This window comes from Clostridium sp. 1001270J_160509_D11 (assembly GCF_015667935.1).
Classification (GTDB): Bacteria; Bacillota; Clostridia; order Peptostreptococcales; family Peptostreptococcaceae; genus Intestinibacter.
On record NZ_JADPET010000052.1, the window covers coordinates 1 to 17,503 of the forward strand.

Below are 17,503 nucleotides of genomic sequence, written 5' to 3' on the forward strand. Positions count from 1 at the left end.
TATTAAATAAAGTTTATTTTATTGTAAAAAAAAATATAATTTGGCTTATAATAGTAGATAGGGCAACAATATTGACAAATTAAAGCACTTTTGTTATCCTAATCGTATTAACGAAGTACTTTAAAGCCTTTCGTGTAAGCGAGAGGCTTTAATATTATTAAATAAAATAAATAATTTTCATAATATATTAGAAAATATTACAGGAGGTATTATTATGAATTTTCAAGAAATGATACTTGCTTTACAAAGCTATTGGGCTAAGCAAGGATGTATCATGATGCAACCTTATGATGTTGAAAAAGGTGCAGGAACTATGAATCCTAACACACTTTTACGTTCTTTAGGACCAGAACCATGGAGCGTGTGTTATGTTGAGCCATGTAGAAGACCTGCAGACGGTAGATATGGTGAAAATCCAAACAGATTATATCAACATCACCAATTCCAAGTTATATTAAAACCATCACCAGATGATATACAAGATTTATATTTAAAAAGTTTAGAAGCTATAGGAATAAATCCATTAGAACACGATATAAGATTCGTTGAAGATAACTGGGAATCAACAACTGTTGGTGCTTGGGGACTTGGATGGGAAGTTTGGCTAGATGGTATGGAAGTTACTCAGTTCACTTATTTCCAACAAGTTGGTGGTATAGAATGTGAATTAGAAACTGGTGAAATTACATATGGTTTAGAAAGACTTGCTATGTATATACAAGATGTAGATAGCGTATACGATTTAAAATGGAATGACAAAATAACTTACGGCGATGTATTCAAAAAACAAGAATTTGAAAACACAATGTATGCATTTGAAGAATGTGATTCAGAAATGTTATTCAATTTATTTGATATATATGAAAAAGAAGCATTAAGAATATTAGATAAAGGATTAGTTATACCAGCGTATGATTATGTTTTAAAATGTTCACATGCATTTAATACATTAGATGCAAATGGAGCTATAGGGGTAAGTCAAAGAGCTTCATTTATAGGAAGAGTTAGAGATATGGCAAAAGCTGTTTCACAACTTTATGTTGATCAAAGAAAAGAAATGGGATACCCTCTTATAAAGGAAGGTGAAAAATAATGAAAAATTACTTTTTACTAGAAGTTGGTGTAGAAGAATTACCATCAAGATTTGTTGAATCTACATTAACACAAATAAAAGAAAACTTAGAAAAATCATTAAAAGAAAATAGAGTTGAATTTGAAAATATAGAGAAATATGGAACTCCAAGAAGACTTACTTTTGTTATAAACAATATATGTGACAAACAAAGCGATCTTGAAGAAGAATTAAAAGGACCATCTAAAAAGATATCAGTAGATGCTGATGGAAACTTTACAAAACCTGCTTTAGGATTTATGAAAAGTAAAGGATTAGACGAAGCTAACGTATACTTCAAGCAAGTTGGAAAAGATGAATACTTATTCGGTACTTTAAAACAAGAAGGACAAGCGACTTCTGAAGTTTTAAAAGAAATAGTTCCAGCTGCTATAAAAGGTGTTACATTCCCAAAAGCTATGCGTTGGGGTGGAAAAAATATGAGATTTGCTAGACCAATAAGATGGATGGTTGCTTTATTAAATGATGAAGTATTACCAATAAACTTAGAAGGAATAGTAGCATCTAATATAACTAGAGGCCACAGATTCTTAGGAAGAAACCAAATAGAAGTTTTCTCAATAGAAGACTACTTCAAACAATTAAGTAAAAACTCTGTAGTTTTAGACCAAAATGTAAGAAAAGAAGCTATAAAAGCACAAGCTGAAGAAGTAGCAAAATCTTTAGGTGGAGAAGTTGAGATAGAAGACGATTTATTAGAAGAAATAACTTATTTAGTAGAATATCCAACTGCATTTTATGGAGAGTTCAACGCAGATTATGTAAAACTTCCAAAAGAAGTTGTAACAACTCCTATGAAAGAGCACCAAAGATATTTCCCTGTTTCTAAAGACGGTAAATTATTACCATACTTTATAGCTGTTAGAAATGGTGACAAAAACGGAATAGAAACAGTTAAAGCAGGTAACGAAAAAGTTTTAGAAGCTAGACTTGCAGATGCTTTATTCTTCTATGATGAAGATATCAAAAAGCCTCTTGAATCATTTGTAGAAAACTTAAAAACTGTTGTATTCCAAGCTAAATTAGGAACAGTATATGACAAAACTTTAAGAATAGAAAAATTAGCATCAGATATAATCAATAATCTTGATGAAAAAGAAGCATTAAATGACACTTTAAGAGCAGCTAAATTATGTAAAGCAGACTTAGTAACTAATATGGTATTCGAGTTTACTGAACTTCAAGGTGTAATGGGACGTGAATATGCTAAAGTTAGTGGTGAAAATGACGATGTAGCACAAGCTATATTTGAACACTACTTACCAAGATTTGCTGGAGATATACTTCCACAAACTAAAGCTGGTATAGCATTATCTATAGCTGATAAATTAGATTCTATAGCAGGATTCTTTGCAATAGGAATAAAACCATCAGGTTCTCAAGACCCTTATGCTTTAAGACGTCAAGCTTTAGGTATATTAAGTATATTATTAGACCAAAAACTAGACATAAACTTAGAACAATTAATAAGTGATGCTCTTGATAACTACAGTCACTTAGCTTTCGATAAAGCTGAAGTTACTTCTCAAATAATGGACTTCTTCATAGAAAGAATCAAAAACTTATTTAAAGATTTAGGTATAAGATATGATGTAATAGATGCAGTATTAAGCTCTAACTTAAACAGTATATCTGATATACATACAAGAGCAGTTGAATTAAATAACTGGCTTCAAAAAGAAGAATTAGTTGAAATGTTAACTGCATTTAACAGAGTTTCTACTTTAGCTCAAAAAGCTGAATCTGATAGAGTTGAAGAATCTCTATTAAAAGAAGATGCAGAAATTAAATTAAATGCTGGATTTAAAGAAATAAAAGCACAAGTTGAAGGATTCTTAGCTAATAAAGAATACAACAAAGCTTTAGATGCTTTTGCTTCAATAAAACCACTTGTAGATAATCTATTCGACAATGTAATGATAATGGACAAAGACGAAGCTGTTAAAGAAAATAGATTAGGATTATTAAAACAAATATACGATACAATGTTAACTATATGTGATTTATCTAAAATAGTTTATAAATAAAGATAATACTTATAAAACACTGTATATGTAATTATTAAATATAACCTTAAAAATAAAATAGGCATATAGGCAAACTTTTATTAAACATGAGTAAACCTATATGCTTGTTTTTTTTCGGAAATGAGTAATAATAATTATCAACAAAAATAAACATTTATCTACTATAAATGAAAATAAATTCTCTTTTTATATAAAAAAATTGATTTAGTATGTATTTAATTAATATATATATTCCAAAATATATATTATATAGTATAATGAAATAATAAGATATATAAGTGTGTGTAAATTTTATCTAAAAGTATACAACATAAATGTAGAAATAATTAGAAAAATAAAAAAGTAAATTAATTATGTTTAATAATTATCATAAATAACATATAGCATTTATATAAAATATGGAAAATAGGACACACTAAATAAAAAAAGTGTTTACAGAATAGCAAATAGAGTTCTATAATATACTATATAGGAAAAAGATGGCAAAAAGTATAGCGTATTGAAAGAAGGTGATTATAATTCAACTTAATCAAAGACAACAAAAAATAATAGAAATAGTAAAAGAAAATCAACCTATAACGAGTGAAAATATAGCATCAATGTTAAACGTTACTAGGGCGACACTAAGATCAGACTTAGCTATTTTAACAATGACAGGAATATTAGATGCAAGACCAAAAGTTGGATATTTTTATACAGGTGTCAGCCAAATTAATTTATTAGGAAATGACATAAAAGAAAAAAAAGTTGAAGATATGATGGGAATGCCTGTAGTAGTAAAAAAAGATGTAAGTTTATACGATGTAATAGTAGAGATGTTTTTATCTGATGTAGGAAGTATATTTATTATAGATGACCAAGAAAATTTATGTGGAGTAGTTTCACGTAAAGATTTATTAAAAGCAACAATTGGGGGTCTTGATATCAATAAAATGCCAATAGGAATGGTTATGACTAGAACGCCTAATGTTGTGACAGTTGAAAGAGAAGACAGTATAGTATTAGCAGCTAGAAAAATTATTGAACATGAAATAGATTCTATACCAGTTGTAGATACTGATAAAGATAACCACACAATGAAGGTAATAGGCAGAATCTCAAAGACAAATATAACAAAACTATTCTTAGAGATTGCTGGAGAATAAGGAGGATTACCCGATGGATAATTTACTAATTTATGCAGTTTCAGATTCAATAGGAGAAACAGCACAACAAGTTTCTAGAGCTGCAATATCACAATTTGGATTATCGGAAGATGAATATGATATAAGAAGACATCCATTTGTGAATACTGAAGAAGTTTTAATGGAATTATTAGAAAGCGCAAAAAGATGCAATGCAATGTTTGTTTATACATTAGTTAATCCTAAGTTAGCAAAAATGGCAAGTGACTACTGTGAGGCAAATGGTATCTTAAAAATAGATTTATTAACAGATATCTTGAGAATATTATCTGAAAAAACTGGTAAGGCACCAAAAGGGGAAGCGGGCATTATCAGAAAAATGGACGAGAGTTACTTCAGAAGAATTGCAGCTATAGAATTCGCTGTTAAGTATGATGATGGTAAAGAACCAAACAAAGGTATATTAGAAGCTGAATTAGTTTTAATAGGTATATCAAGAACTTCAAAAACACCGCTGAGTATGTACTTAGCAAATAGAAACATAAAAGTAGCTAATGTGCCTTTAGTTCCAGAAATACCGATACCAAAAGAAGTATACGAAATAGATCCAAGAAAAATAATAGGTCTTACTAATTCACCAGAAGTGCTTAATCAAGTTAGAACAACAAGATTAAAAGCTCTTGGACTATCTAGTAGTGCAAATTATGCTAAGTTTGACAGAATACTAGAAGAACTTGATTATGCAGAAAAAGTAATGAAAAAAATAGGTTGTCCAGTTATAAATGTATCTGATAAGGCAATCGAAGAAACAGCAAGTGATATTTTAGATATAATGAAAGAAAAAGGGATACATAAAAAAACACATAAAGACGCATAGAGATCATTAGTATTGTTTAAATAGCCGATTTTAATAGCATTTTTAAAATTGACTTTAATATAAAAATTTTTCTAAAGAAAATAATAGAAGTTATTGGAGGAAAAGAAAATGGAAACTAAATATGTTTACAGTTTCAACGAAGGAAATAAAGACATGAAATCTTTATTAGGAGGAAAAGGAGCTAATTTAGCTGAAATGACTAAGATAGGATTACCTGTGCCTCCAGGATTTACAATTTCAACAGAAGCATGTAATGACTACTATGTTAGCAATAAAACTATAAAACCAGAAATAATAGAACAAATAGAATCAAAATTAGCGCAATTAGAATCAGAATTAGGTAAAGAATTAGGTTCAACAGAAAATCCTTTATTAGTATCTGTTCGTTCAGGTGCAGTTATATCAATGCCAGGTATGATGGATACAATATTAAACTTAGGTTTAAATGATAATACTGTTGTAGGTCTTGCTAAAGCTACTGAAAATGAAAGATTTGCATACGATAGTTATAGAAGATTTATACAAATGTTTTCTGATGTTGCTATGGAAGTGCCTAAATATAAATTTGAAAGCGTATTAGACAGATATAAAGAAACAAATGGATTTAAATTTGATACAGAATTAACTACAGACCATTTAAAAGCAATAGTTGAAGAATTTAAAGCTATATACAAAAAAGAGGTAAAAGAAGACTTCCCACAAGAACCTAAAAAACAATTAATGTTAGCTGTTGAGGCAGTATTTAGATCTTGGAACAACCCTCGTGCAATAGTATATAGAAAATTAAATGATATACCTAATAATTTAGGAACAGCAGTAAACGTACAATCAATGGTATTTGGTAATATGGGTGACAATAGTGGTACAGGTGTTGCATTTACAAGAGACCCTGCTACAGGAGAAAATAAATTATTAGGTGAATACTTAATAAATGCTCAAGGTGAAGATGTTGTTGCGGGTATAAGAACACCACAAAAAATAGCAACACTAGAAAATATAATGCCAGATATATATAAACAATTTGTAGAAACTGCAGACAAATTAGAAAAACATTACAGAGATATGCAAGATATCGAGTTTACTATAGAAAGAGGAAAACTGTTCTTATTACAAACTAGAAATGGTAAGAGAACAGCAAAATCAGCTATAAATGTAGCTGTTGATTTAGTACAAGAAGGTTTAATCACAAAAGAAGAAGCAATAATGAGAATTGAACCTAACCAATTAGATCAATTACTACATCCAAAATTTGAAGATAAATCTTTAAAAGAAGCTGAAGTTTTAGCAAAAGGTCTTCCTGCATCTCCAGGAGCTGCTAGCGGTAAAATATACTTCAGTGCTGAAGATGTAGTTGAAGCATCAAAAGACGGTACAGAAACAATACTTGTTAGACAAGAAACTTCTCCAGAAGATATCGAAGGTATGGTAAGTGCTCAAGGTATACTTACTGCAAGAGGTGGTATGACTTCACATGCTGCAGTTGTTGCCAGAGGTATGGGTAAATGCTGTGTAGCTGGTTGTGGAGAAATAAAAGTAAGCGAAGTTGCAAAAACTTTAGAAGTTGGCGATTTAGTGCTTAAAGAAGGAGATTATATATCTTTAGACGGATCTACTGGTGTAGTTTATTTAGGAAATGTAAACAAAGCTACAGCAGATATGACTGGTAACTTTGAAAAATTAATGAGTTGGGTCGATGAAATAAGACAAATGCAAGTTAGAACTAATGCAGACAATCCAAGAGATGCAAAAGCTGCTGTTGAGTTTGGAGCAGAAGGTATAGGACTTTGTAGAACTGAGCATATGTTCTTCGACGAAGAAAGAATACCTGCAGTTAGAAAAATGATTTTATCAAATACTGTAGAAGAAAGAGTTAAAGCATTAGAAACATTACTTCCAATGCAACAAAAAGACTTTGAAGATATTTATAGAGTTATGGGTGAGCGTCCAGTTAATATAAGACTATTAGACCCACCACTACATGAATTCTTACCACAAGACGACGAAACTATAGAAGAACTAGCTAAAGATATGGGAATACAACCTATAGCAATTAAGAAAAGATGTGAAGAATTAGCAGAGTTCAACCCAATGTTAGGTCACAGAGGTTGTAGACTTGCTGTAACATATCCAGAAATAGCTGTAATGCAAACTAAAGCAATAATAAATGCAGCTATAGCAGTAAATAAAGAAGGTTTAAACGTTGAACCAGAAATAATGATACCTCTTGTTGGTGCTATAAACGAATTTAAAACAGTTAAACAAATAATAGTTGATACAGCAGAAGAAATTATAAAAGAAGCTGGTGTAGAACTTAAATACACTGTTGGTACAATGATAGAAATACCTAGAGCTTGCTTGATAGCTGATGAAATAGCAAAAGAAGCAGATTTCTTCAGTTTCGGTACAAATGACTTAACTCAAATGACATTTGGATACTCAAGAGATGATGCAGGTAAATTCTTAGGTGAATATGTTGATAGAGAAATACTTGAAAAAGATCCATTCCAAGTATTAGACCAAGATGGTGTTGGTAAATTAGTTCAAATGGCTGCAAAATTAGCAAGAGGAGAAAAAGGTGACAATATCAAATTAGGTATATGTGGAGAACATGGTGGAGAACCATCTTCAGTAGAATTCTGTTACAATACAGGACTTAACTATGTATCTTGCTCACCATATAGAGTTCCAATAGCTAGACTTGCTGCTGCAAGAGCGACTATAAAAAATCCTAGAAAATAATTATTAGTAAATAATTTAAAAAAAGCTATCTCAATATGAGGTAGCTTTTTTAATTTTCAACCTATTTAACTTAAGCAACGGAATCTTCGATGCGTTGGCGACATGAGTGAAGCGAATTTTTTAATTCTTATGAAATTTTAAATTTTACAAGAAAGATTTGCTTATTTTTAAAAAGAGTTGAGATTTTATATGAATTTAGGTAAAATAATTTATAATTTTAAATACATACGAAGATTTTAGGAGGAAAAAATATGAAGTACCTTACAAAAGAATGGTATTACGGAAATAAAGATATTTGTTTAGACTTAGATGTTGATTCAAATGCAGAACAATTATCAGAGGATTATTATAAAAAACTTTATAATGAAAAATTAAATGAATTTTTAGAAGCTGAAAAGGAAGCATCAGAAATAGAATATGAACCGGAAACTTGGGAAGATATACAACTTATGGACGATGAAGGTAATATAGTAAATGCTAGAGATATAATGTCTGATGAAGAATTTGAACAATTAAGACAAGAGCTTTTACAAAATGAACAAGATAGTGCAGAATATGAAGTAGAAGAATATGATGAAGAGAAACTTACAAAAGATTTCTTAGAAATGCATCAAGGTGAAATAGAAGACTTAAAAACTTCTTTAGCAAAAGAAATACTAGATGAAGTAGCGGATATAAGAGTACTAGCACTTGGACTTTCAACGCAAAATGTTAAGGATTTAGTAGAAAAATACAGTCAAGAATGTGAAAAAAGATTTGAAAAAGCATTCAATGAATATAATAAACACTGGTATAGTATAAGTGATAAAGTGCCAGCTAATATAAAAGAAAATTATAATTTCCACGATTGTAGAATTTTAGATATAAAAAAAGAAGGAAATGATATAGTATTTGAATTAGATAATAGCGGTGGATTTACAAATATAAATAAAATAATATATAAAGATGCAGAGATATTAGAAAATAACTTTGTTGAAGGTTGTTATTGGGTTTATGATGAAATGTATTTATGCGACAAAGGATATGAGTTTCATATAGCTGTTGATGGTGAAAATGGATATAATTATATCACGCTTACAGCAAGCGATGTAACATTTGAATAGATGATTAAAAATAAAATGTCAGTTTTATAATAATTAAGATATTATAAAAAATGGCATTTTATTAATTTTTCGTAAGTGTGGCGAAATTAGTCGATTATAATTTATAATTGTATTAGGAGATAAAATATTAAAAAGATTTATATTAATATAAAAATATTTAAAAATATAAACGAAACAGTAAATAAAAAGGAGTTAAAAAATGAAAGATATATATTTTGATAATTCAAGTACATCTTTCCCAAAGGCGCCAAATGTAGGACGAGCTATGGGAGAATTTATAGAAAATGGTGCTTTTAATATAAATAGAGGAAGTTATGAAGGTGCTTATGAGGCAGGTAGCGCTGTTTTAGATACAAGAGAAATGTTAAAAGATTTATTTAACGCTCCTGATTCAAAAAATGTAGTTTTTACACCTAGTGTAACTTACTCATTAAATTACTTCATCAAAGGATTTTTAAAGCCAAATGATCACGTTCTTGTAACAAGTGTCGAACATAATGCAGTTATGAGACCACTTGTTCAAATGAAGGAATTAGGATTAGAATTTGATGTTGTACCTTGTGACGAAGAAGGAAGTATAACTGCTGATGACTTTAGAAAATATATAAAAGAAAATACAAAAGCTATCATAACAACACATGCATCAAACGTATGTGGAACAATAATACCAATAGAAGAAATAGGGGCTCTATGCAAAGAAAAAGGATTAGTTTATGCTGTCGATACTGCCCAAACTGCTGGTATATTAAATATAGACATGCAAAAAGCTAATATAGATTTTCTTGCATTTACTGGGCACAAAGGTCTATTAGGACCTCAAGGTATTGGTGGATTTATATCAAGTGATAAATTAGAAGGATTAATCTATCCAATTATAAGTGGTGGGACAGGAAGTTTATCAGATTCAGAAGAAATGCCAGATTTCCTACCAGATAGATTTGAAAGTGGGACTTTAAATTTACCTGGAATAATAGGATTACACCAAGCTTTAGTTTATTTAAAAGAAGCTGGAATAGATAATATGAGAAATGAAAAAATGGAAATAACTAAATACTTCTTAGATAAAGTTAAAGAAATAGAAGGTGCAAAAGTTGCTGGTAAAAAGACTGTAGAAGGTAGACTTGGAGTTGTATCAATCGATTTTGAAGGATTTGATAATAGTATAGTTTCATTCTACTTAAGTAGTAAGTATAAAATAATGACTAGAGTAGGAATGCATTGTGCGCCAAGAGCACATCAAACATTAAATACATTCCCTCAAGGAACTGTTAGATTCTCATTTAGTCATTTTAATACAGAAGAAGAAGTAGATATATGTATTGATGCTATAAAAACTATTTTAGATGATTTAAGACAAGGGGAAGATATTATTTAGATTATATTAAAATTAAATAAAAATTTAAGTTATGCTTGTTTTAAAATACATTATTTATTGTATTATAAGACAAGCATATTTTTTATAAATTCTACTTATGTGAAATTTTATTAAAAACTTTTAAATAATAACTTGACTTGGAGTTAACTTTAAGTGATAAGTTATTATTAGAGAAAAGATAATTGATAAAAAATTTAAAAGTAAAAATAATAATTCAAAATTTAGATGTGATTTGGAAGTAAAATGGGGTATTAAATGGAGGAAATATATGAATAAACTTTATTTAGAATGTTATAGTGGAATCAGTGGGGATATGACAGTAGGGGCATTATTAGATTTAGGTGCAGATAAAAAGGTTTTAGAATATGCACTAAATAGTTTATCTATAGATGGATTTAAAATAAAAATAAGTAGGGTTTTAAAAAGTGGCTTAGATGTATGTGACTTTGATGTGATATTAGACAAAGATAACCATGATCATGATATGAATTATCTTCATGGCCACACTGATTCTAATGATGAACAAAATAAAGCTGATAGTCATGATGAACATCAACATAGTCATAGCCATGAACATACAAATTTAAAACAAATTTTGCATATAATAGACCATGCAAAAATGACAGAAAATGCTAAAAAAATAGCAAATAATATATTTGAAATACTTGCAAAAGCTGAAGCTAAAGCTCATGGTGTTTCAATAGAAGATGTGCATTTTCACGAAGTAGGAGCAGTTGACTCTATAGTGGATATAGTATCAGTAGCAGTTTGTATTGATAATTTAAATATAAAAGAAGTAATAGTATCTCCATTATATGAGGGAACTGGGTTTATAAGATGTCAACATGGTATTATACCGGTTCCAGTGCCGGCTGTTTGTGAAATTGCAAAAGATAACGATATAGATTTAAAGATAACAAATTGCGAAGGCGAACTTGTTACGCCTACAGGTGCTGCTATAGTAGCAGCAATAAAGACAAGTAAAAAATTGCCGGATAAATTTAAAATAGAAAAAATAGGTATAGGTGCTGGAAAAAGAGAATACGAAAAAGCAGGAATCTTAAGGGCTATGATAATAAAAGATAATTCAAACAAAAATCACAATATATACAAATTAGAAAGCAATATAGATGATTGTAGCGGGGAAGCTCTAGGTTATATAGTTGAAAAATTATTAAACCAAGGTGCAAAAGACGTTCATTTTATACCTGTTTTTATGAAGAAAAACCGTCAGCTTACCACTTAAATGTAATTTGTAGAGAAGAAGATGTTGAAAAATTTGGGCAAATTATATTTGAAGAGACGACAACTATAGGTATACGCAAACAAAAGATGGAAATGACTATGCTAAAGACAGAGATTAAAAATATAGATACACCTTTAGGCAAAGTTCAAATAAAACTATGTGATTTAAAAGATGAAAAGCGTATTTATCCAGAATATAATAGCATAGTTAAAATATGCAAAAAAACTGGTAAATCGTATCAAGAAATTTATCAGTTTATAATGGATGAAGCATATAAAATGGGACAAGAAGTATAAAAATTGTATTGATTATATTGTAAAATATAGTTAAATAGAATAATACAAAGAAAGGAGAAATCACCATGAAAATAGCCGAATTAAGTAAACTACTAGACATTTCAGCTGATACACTTAGATATTATGAACGTATAGGATTAATACCTAAAATACATCGTGACAAAAGTGGAAACAGAGATTATACAGAATTAAACTGCAAATGGATAAAATTCATAAAATGTATGAGAAATGCGGGGATGCCTATAGAAATACTTATAGAATATGTAACTCTTTTACAAGAAGGAGAACATACTGCTGGAGTTCGTAAAGAATTGCTTTTAGAACAAAGAGAGCATCTTCAAGATAAAATTGACGAATTACAACAAATGTTATCATATTTAAATGGAAAAATTGATAAATATGATGAAGTTATTATGAAAAAAGAAAAAGAATTAAGAAATGAATATTAATATAAAAAAATCTCCAAACATTTAAAATGCTTGGAGATTTTTCTATCTTTTGATAAACCAACTGAAATATCCGTTTTGATTTTTTTGATATGTAAGTATTGCATCAAATTTATTTCCGTTTTTATCGGTAAGTGATTTTACTTTTGCTTCACCTTTTTTAAGAATTGATTTAACCATTGTTTTATTAGGTTTTTTCTTATATAAAGCTAAGTATTTATCGTCTTTAAATATACCGTATTTACAAGTTTGATAATTTGTACATAAAAATCCTTTGTCAGTTTCAACTACATCTGAGCCACATACAGGACATTTTCCAAGTGATGTGTTATCAGTTTTGGAACTAGATTTTTTAGATGAAGCTTTGGCGGCTTTGGTAGCTTTTGCTTCTAATTGTGATTTTGACAAAGCTTTTTTAGTTTTAGGATCGTAAACATAAGCATCTGTATTTATTTTTTTAGGAGCATCATATTTTATTAGATTTACATTTTTAACTATGAAATTCATTATATTAAGAAGATATTCTTTACGAGAGAATTGTCCCTTTTGAATATCACTTAAACTTTTTTCTAGCTTACCTGTATAATCGACGTCAAATAAGTCTTTTACAGGGAAGATTTCAACTAAATTAATTCCTAAATCAGTTATATAATATGATTTACCTTTTTTATTAACATATCCAACTTGGGCTATTTTTTTAAGAACATCACCACGAGTTGCCGATGTACCTATAGAGTATCCAGCTAAAACTAAATCTTCATCATCGACATTTTTACCGCAATTTTTCATTGCTTTAAGTAAAGTATCTTCAGTATAAGATTTAGGAGGTGTAGTTTGTTTCTTAAGGGGTAAAATTTCTAAAACTTCTACATTTTCGCCTTTTTCCATGGAAGGAAGAAGGTCGTTTTTCTGTTCTTTATTATATACTTCTAAATAACCTTTAACTTTTAATACCTTACCTTTAGTTAAGAAAACACTATCGTCGACATCTGTTTTTATTTCAGTATTTTCATATTCAGCAGGTGGCATAAAGTTTGCAATAAATCTATCTTTGATAGCTTGATATACTATTTGTTCATCAGGAGTCAATGAGTTAGGCACGATATATGTAGGTATAATCGCACTGTGGCTATCGACTTTTGATGAATCAAAAACTCTCTTAGTTTTTGCAAATTTGATTTTATCTTCATAAGGAAGATTTTGTTTTAATCTATTTAATGTTTGGCTAGCTTTATCAGTTAAACTTTCTTCTAAGTATACAGAATCAGTTCTAGGATATGTTATATATCCACCTTTACCTTTCCCTTCATAAAGAGATTGACAAACGCTTAAAACCTTATCTGATGTGAAATGAGAGTATTTAGAAGTAATATGACCTTGAAGTGAAGTCAAACTGAATAATTTTGGAGCATATTCTTTAGATTTAGTTACTTTTTTAGATGATATAACTCCATTTTTAGAAGTAATGCTATCAATAACAGCCATAGCTTCTTCTTCAGTATCAAATTTTGTTTCTTTACCTTTTATTAATTTACCTTTATATGTACCATTTGCGCATTTAAAATTACCTTCAATTTCAAAATATGTCTTAGGAACGAAGTTTTTAATCTCCATATCTCTATCATAGACAAGTTTAACAGTAGGCAAGATAACACGCCCGATATTTAAAAGTTTTCCATTTCCATATTTTAATGTTGCAACTGATGTAAAATTAATACCTATAAGCCAGTCTGTAATAAGACGAGTATATCCAGCTGCTTGAAGATTTCTCATATCTTCTTCGTCTTTTAAATTCTCAAGTCCTCTAGTTATATCTTGTGGTGTCCATTCATTTACTAGAATTCTCTTAACAGGTTTTTTATTTTTAGCAAGTAAGAATATTAAAAATGCGATAAGTTCTCCTTCGCGGTCATTATCTGTTGCATTTATTACATATTCTACATCCTCTCTATTTAAAAGTTCTTTTATTATGTTGAATTGTTTTTGTTTTGAATCATCTACTTTGAATTTGAATTTATCTGCTGGTATAAATGGGAAATTATCCATTTTCCAAGAACCAGAGTACTTTTCTTTGTCATAATCTTTCATATCATACAAAGAAACTAGATGACCAAATGCATATGTTACAATATATCCATTTCCTTCAAAATAGCCATCTCTTCTAGTCTTAGCTCCTAAGAAAGAAGCGATAGTTTTTGCGACAGATGGTTTTTCTGCAAGTATTACTTTCATAAGGAACCTCCTTTTTAAATACTCTTTATGTTATCACAAAAAAGAATTAAATTTCAAGATAAGGGGTTTAAATTTATATTGTCAAGTTAAGTTTTATATAGGCACTTAATTTATAGCTTGAAGTAAAAAAAGAATTTATTTATAATATTATTTAGTCAAAATAAAAGGAGAGATAATAATGAAAGAAATTAAAATAAAATATCTTAATGATGAAATAACTAGATTAGAATACATAGATGGAAAATCTGACTGGATAGATTTAAGATCAGCAGAAGAAGTTGAATTAAAAGCTGGTGAATTTAAATTAATCCACTTAGGTGTAGCAATGCAATTACCAGAAGGATATGAAGCTCATATAGTACCAAGAAGTAGTACTTTCAAAAAATGGGGTATAATCCAAACTAACCACTGTGGTATAGTAGATAATACTTATTGTGGACCAAATGACTGGTGGTGTATGCCAGTGTTTGCACTTAGAGACACTAAAATAGAAGTTAACGATAGAATATGCCAATTCAGAATACAAAAAAATCAACCAACTTTAGTTTTCAATGAAGTTGAAGAAATGGAAGCTGACAACAGAGGCGGATTCGGAAGTACAGGTACAAAATAATTTTATATATAAATAAAGGGTTGTTATATGGGATTTTCATATAGCAGCCCTTTTAATATTTTTCTTAAAATAATCTTTTTATAACAAATAAAATCAGTTGTATTAATAAAAGTAATATTCCTACAAGAAAGAAAAAACACTCAATAGGAACTAAAAAGAATGGTTCGTCTAAAGTACCATCAGATAAAACTCTAGATCCAATTATGTTATAAGTAATTGCACACCCAAATGAAATTAAAAAAGGTAATAATATTACACATTTTTTCATAATTTAATTCTCCTTATAAGTATTAAATATTTAATTTATATTTTGAATTAATTGCATTTTTTTATATAATATCAGGATGAATATCAAAAAACAATATTTGATTATTGAAAAACAATAAAAATATATTGATTATCATTAAGTGATAGAGCGCATCTATCTTTGATGCTTATTATAATTAAGTAAAATAATCTATCAAAGATGGGAACTTAATATAAAAAAATAGGTAACTAAAGAAAAAATATACATGGTAATTAAAGTTATTGTTTTATTTTTATGGACAAAAGGGAAGGGGTATAATAATATTTAAAATGAAAAATAAAATTAAATTATAAAAAAACAAAAAGGAATACAATTTCATAGACTTTAGATAATATGAAATTTATTAAAATGTGTTTTTCAAAGATTAAAAAATCTTTGGATAAATGGGAGGAGTTGAGGATTTGTAATATCTTAAACATTGATATTACATTAAAGAAATATGGATTTTACAAGTAAAAATATTATAACAACAGCAGCAGTAACAGCGGCACTTTTACCGACATCTAGCTTTTTAATGCAAGAAAGTCAAGTAGCATATGCAGACAGTGTAGAGTATCGAGTAATAACTGGAGATGATGTTAATTTTAGAAAAGGACCGTCTACTGATTATGCATCATTAGGAAAGTTAAATAAAGGTTATAAGGTAGAATATATAAGTGAGACAAATTCATGGTCAAAAGTTAAGTACAATGGTCAAACAGGATATGTATATTCTAAATATGTAGCTCAAACAAGTACTACTTCAAACACACAAGTTAAATATGTAAATTGTACATCACTAAATGTTAGAAGTGGACCTGGGACAAGTTATTCAATAATAAAATCAATTAGTACGAATACAAAAGTAGAGGTAATATCTACAAATAATGGTTGGTCAAAGATAAAAGAAGGCTCTACTACTGGATATGTATCAGCTAAGTATTTAAGTGACTTACAGACATCATCAAGTACTTCTTCTAATACTACGAGCACTTCAACATCAGCTAGTAAATTAGTTAGTTATGCAAAATCACTTTTAGGAAAACCATATGTTTGGGGAGCGCAAGGACCAAGTAGTTTTGATTGCTCTGGATTTACATATTATGTATTCAAAAATTGTGCAAACATAACTTTACCTAGAACATCAGTAGATCAAAGTACTTACGGAATTACTGTAAGTAAAAGCAACTTAAAAGTAGGAGATTTAGTATTTTTTGATACAGATGGTGCTAATGATGGTAATGTATCTCATGTAGGTATATATATAGGTTCAAATCAATTTATACATTCGTCTTCAACTAAAGGTAAAGTAGTAATTTCTGACTTTACAAATTATTATAATAATGCATTTGTAAGGGCAAAACGTGTATTATAATAATTTCATATTATAGTAAATTATTTTAGAGACTAAAAACTTAGTCTCTTTTTTTTGAAAATAAATATATTTTTTGTATTAAATTCATATAATTTTGAAAATAATAGTAAATAAGAAATTATATGCAAGGAGTGATTAGATGGCTGAAATAATTGACTTTTATCAATATAAGTATAGCCGAAGTAATTATTATCTTAATTTAGCTTTAACTAAAGATAAAATAATTAATATAAAAAATTCTATAGAAGATGGATTTGAAGACTTATTTATAAATAAAGAATATGAATACGCATATAAAAGACTACACCTATTATTCGAAAATGCACTAAAAAAAGAATCTAAGGGGTATGTCACTATAAGAATAAATAAATGCTATACAAAATATCTAAAAAACTTATACTTTTCTTATTACAATAGACCAGAAAGCGATGACATAAAAGAATTAATATTTTACATGCAGTATTTAAGTGATATAGAAAGTGAAAGTATATCAAAATTTACAACACTTAGCGAAAAAACAAAACTAAGTATACTATCATATATCTAGCATAAAAGCACATATGATATAGAATTTTAACTTAAAAATGATAATAGAACTTTAAACCTATACATAAAATAATTTCTGTTATCAA

At 28.7% G+C, this 17,503-nt stretch carries 13 protein-coding genes and 1 pseudogene; 12 read left to right on the forward strand and 2 right to left on the reverse strand.

The features are described from left to right. Positions 1-214: 214 nt before the first annotated feature. From glyQ to I4U58_RS06685, 9 genes and pseudogenes are all read left to right on the forward strand, one after another. Positions 215-1,093 carry a glycine--tRNA ligase subunit alpha gene (gene glyQ, locus I4U58_RS06645; RefSeq protein ID WP_195930246.1) on the forward strand — a complete coding sequence of 293 codons (879 nt, stop codon included), beginning with the start codon at positions 215-217 and terminating at the stop codon, positions 1,091-1,093. Then, positions 1,093-3,159, forward strand: a complete 2,067-nt coding sequence (gene glyS, locus I4U58_RS06650; RefSeq protein WP_195930247.1) for a glycine--tRNA ligase subunit beta — start codon at positions 1,093-1,095, stop codon at positions 3,157-3,159. The genes glyQ and glyS overlap by 1 nt, the downstream gene beginning before the upstream one ends. A 509-nt stretch (positions 3,160-3,668) precedes the next feature. After that, positions 3,669-4,304 (forward strand): helix-turn-helix transcriptional regulator, encoded by a 636-nt coding sequence (locus I4U58_RS06655; protein ID WP_195930248.1) that lies wholly within the window; start codon positions 3,669-3,671, stop codon positions 4,302-4,304. Positions 4,305-4,317: 13 nt separating this feature from the next. Further along, positions 4,318-5,160, forward strand: coding sequence for a pyruvate, water dikinase regulatory protein (locus tag I4U58_RS06660; protein ID WP_195930249.1), 843 nt, complete (start codon positions 4,318-4,320; stop codon positions 5,158-5,160). A 108-nt stretch (positions 5,161-5,268) separates the two neighbouring features. Beyond that, positions 5,269-7,899, forward strand: coding sequence for a pyruvate, phosphate dikinase (gene ppdK, locus I4U58_RS06665; RefSeq protein WP_195930250.1), 2,631 nt, complete (start codon positions 5,269-5,271; stop codon positions 7,897-7,899). 251 nt (positions 7,900-8,150) lie between these two features. After that, positions 8,151-9,002: a DUF4085 family protein gene (locus I4U58_RS06670; RefSeq protein ID WP_195930251.1), complete on the forward strand. Its 852-nt coding sequence runs from the start codon at positions 8,151-8,153 to the stop codon at positions 9,000-9,002. A 199-nt stretch (positions 9,003-9,201) separates the two neighbouring features. After that, entirely contained in the window at positions 9,202-10,377 is a 1,176-nt protein-coding gene (locus tag I4U58_RS06675; protein WP_195930252.1) for an aminotransferase class V-fold PLP-dependent enzyme, read from the forward strand. Between the two features lie 313 nt (positions 10,378-10,690). Beyond that, a pseudogene (gene larC, locus I4U58_RS06680) lies at positions 10,691-11,919 on the forward strand (nickel pincer cofactor biosynthesis protein LarC). A gap of 65 nt (positions 11,920-11,984) precedes the next feature. Beyond that, positions 11,985-12,368: a MerR family transcriptional regulator gene (locus I4U58_RS06685; protein WP_195930253.1), complete on the forward strand. Its 384-nt coding sequence runs from the start codon at positions 11,985-11,987 to the stop codon at positions 12,366-12,368. 42 nt (positions 12,369-12,410) lie between these two features. Here I4U58_RS06685 and I4U58_RS06690 read toward each other — a convergent pair whose 3' ends face one another. Then, positions 12,411-14,597, reverse strand: coding sequence for a DNA topoisomerase (locus I4U58_RS06690; RefSeq protein ID WP_195930254.1), 2,187 nt, complete (start codon positions 14,595-14,597; stop codon positions 12,411-12,413). Positions 14,598-14,775: 178 nt separating this feature from the next. Between I4U58_RS06690 and I4U58_RS06695 the strand changes: the two genes are divergently transcribed. Next, a complete protein-coding gene (locus I4U58_RS06695) occupies positions 14,776-15,210 on the forward strand; it encodes a dUTP diphosphatase (RefSeq protein WP_195930255.1) in 435 nt (144 codons plus the stop codon). Positions 15,211-15,274: 64 nt separating this feature from the next. Here the strand turns inward: I4U58_RS06695 and I4U58_RS06700 are convergent, their stop codons facing one another. Then, positions 15,275-15,478, reverse strand: coding sequence for a DUF3955 domain-containing protein (locus I4U58_RS06700; RefSeq protein WP_195930256.1), 204 nt, complete (start codon positions 15,476-15,478; stop codon positions 15,275-15,277). Positions 15,479-15,956: 478 nt separating this feature from the next. Between I4U58_RS06700 and I4U58_RS06705 the strand changes: the two genes are divergently transcribed. Continuing rightward, the gene (locus tag I4U58_RS06705) at positions 15,957-16,871 is read left to right on the forward strand and encodes a C40 family peptidase (protein WP_195930257.1); all 915 of its coding nucleotides are present in this window, start codon (positions 15,957-15,959) and stop codon (positions 16,869-16,871) included. A 139-nt stretch (positions 16,872-17,010) separates the two neighbouring features. Next, entirely contained in the window at positions 17,011-17,418 is a 408-nt protein-coding gene (locus I4U58_RS06710; RefSeq protein ID WP_195930258.1) for a hypothetical protein, read from the forward strand. Positions 17,419-17,503 lie beyond the last annotated feature (85 nt).

Bases quoted from the DNA above. Each gene is read 5' to 3' on its own strand.
- glyQ (WP_195930246.1), top strand. From the start codon at position 215: ATGAATTTTCAAGAAATGATACTTGCTTTACAAAGCTATTGGGCTAAG.
- glyS (WP_195930247.1), top strand. From the start codon at position 1,093: ATGAAAAATTACTTTTTACTAGAAGTTGGTGTAGAAGAATTACCATCA.
- I4U58_RS06660 (WP_195930249.1), top strand. From the start codon at position 4,318: ATGGATAATTTACTAATTTATGCAGTTTCAGATTCAATAGGAGAAACA.
- ppdK (WP_195930250.1), top strand. From the start codon at position 5,269: ATGGAAACTAAATATGTTTACAGTTTCAACGAAGGAAATAAAGACATG.
- I4U58_RS06670 (WP_195930251.1), top strand. From the start codon at position 8,151: ATGAAGTACCTTACAAAAGAATGGTATTACGGAAATAAAGATATTTGT.
- I4U58_RS06675 (WP_195930252.1), top strand. From the start codon at position 9,202: ATGAAAGATATATATTTTGATAATTCAAGTACATCTTTCCCAAAGGCG.
- I4U58_RS06685 (WP_195930253.1), top strand. From the start codon at position 11,985: ATGAAAATAGCCGAATTAAGTAAACTACTAGACATTTCAGCTGATACA.
- I4U58_RS06690 (WP_195930254.1), bottom strand. From the start codon at position 14,597: ATGAAAGTAATACTTGCAGAAAAACCATCTGTCGCAAAAACTATCGCT.
- I4U58_RS06695 (WP_195930255.1), top strand. From the start codon at position 14,776: ATGAAAGAAATTAAAATAAAATATCTTAATGATGAAATAACTAGATTA.
- I4U58_RS06700 (WP_195930256.1), bottom strand. From the start codon at position 15,478: ATGAAAAAATGTGTAATATTATTACCTTTTTTAATTTCATTTGGGTGT.
- I4U58_RS06705 (WP_195930257.1), top strand. From the start codon at position 15,957: ATGGATTTTACAAGTAAAAATATTATAACAACAGCAGCAGTAACAGCG.
- I4U58_RS06710 (WP_195930258.1), top strand. From the start codon at position 17,011: ATGGCTGAAATAATTGACTTTTATCAATATAAGTATAGCCGAAGTAAT.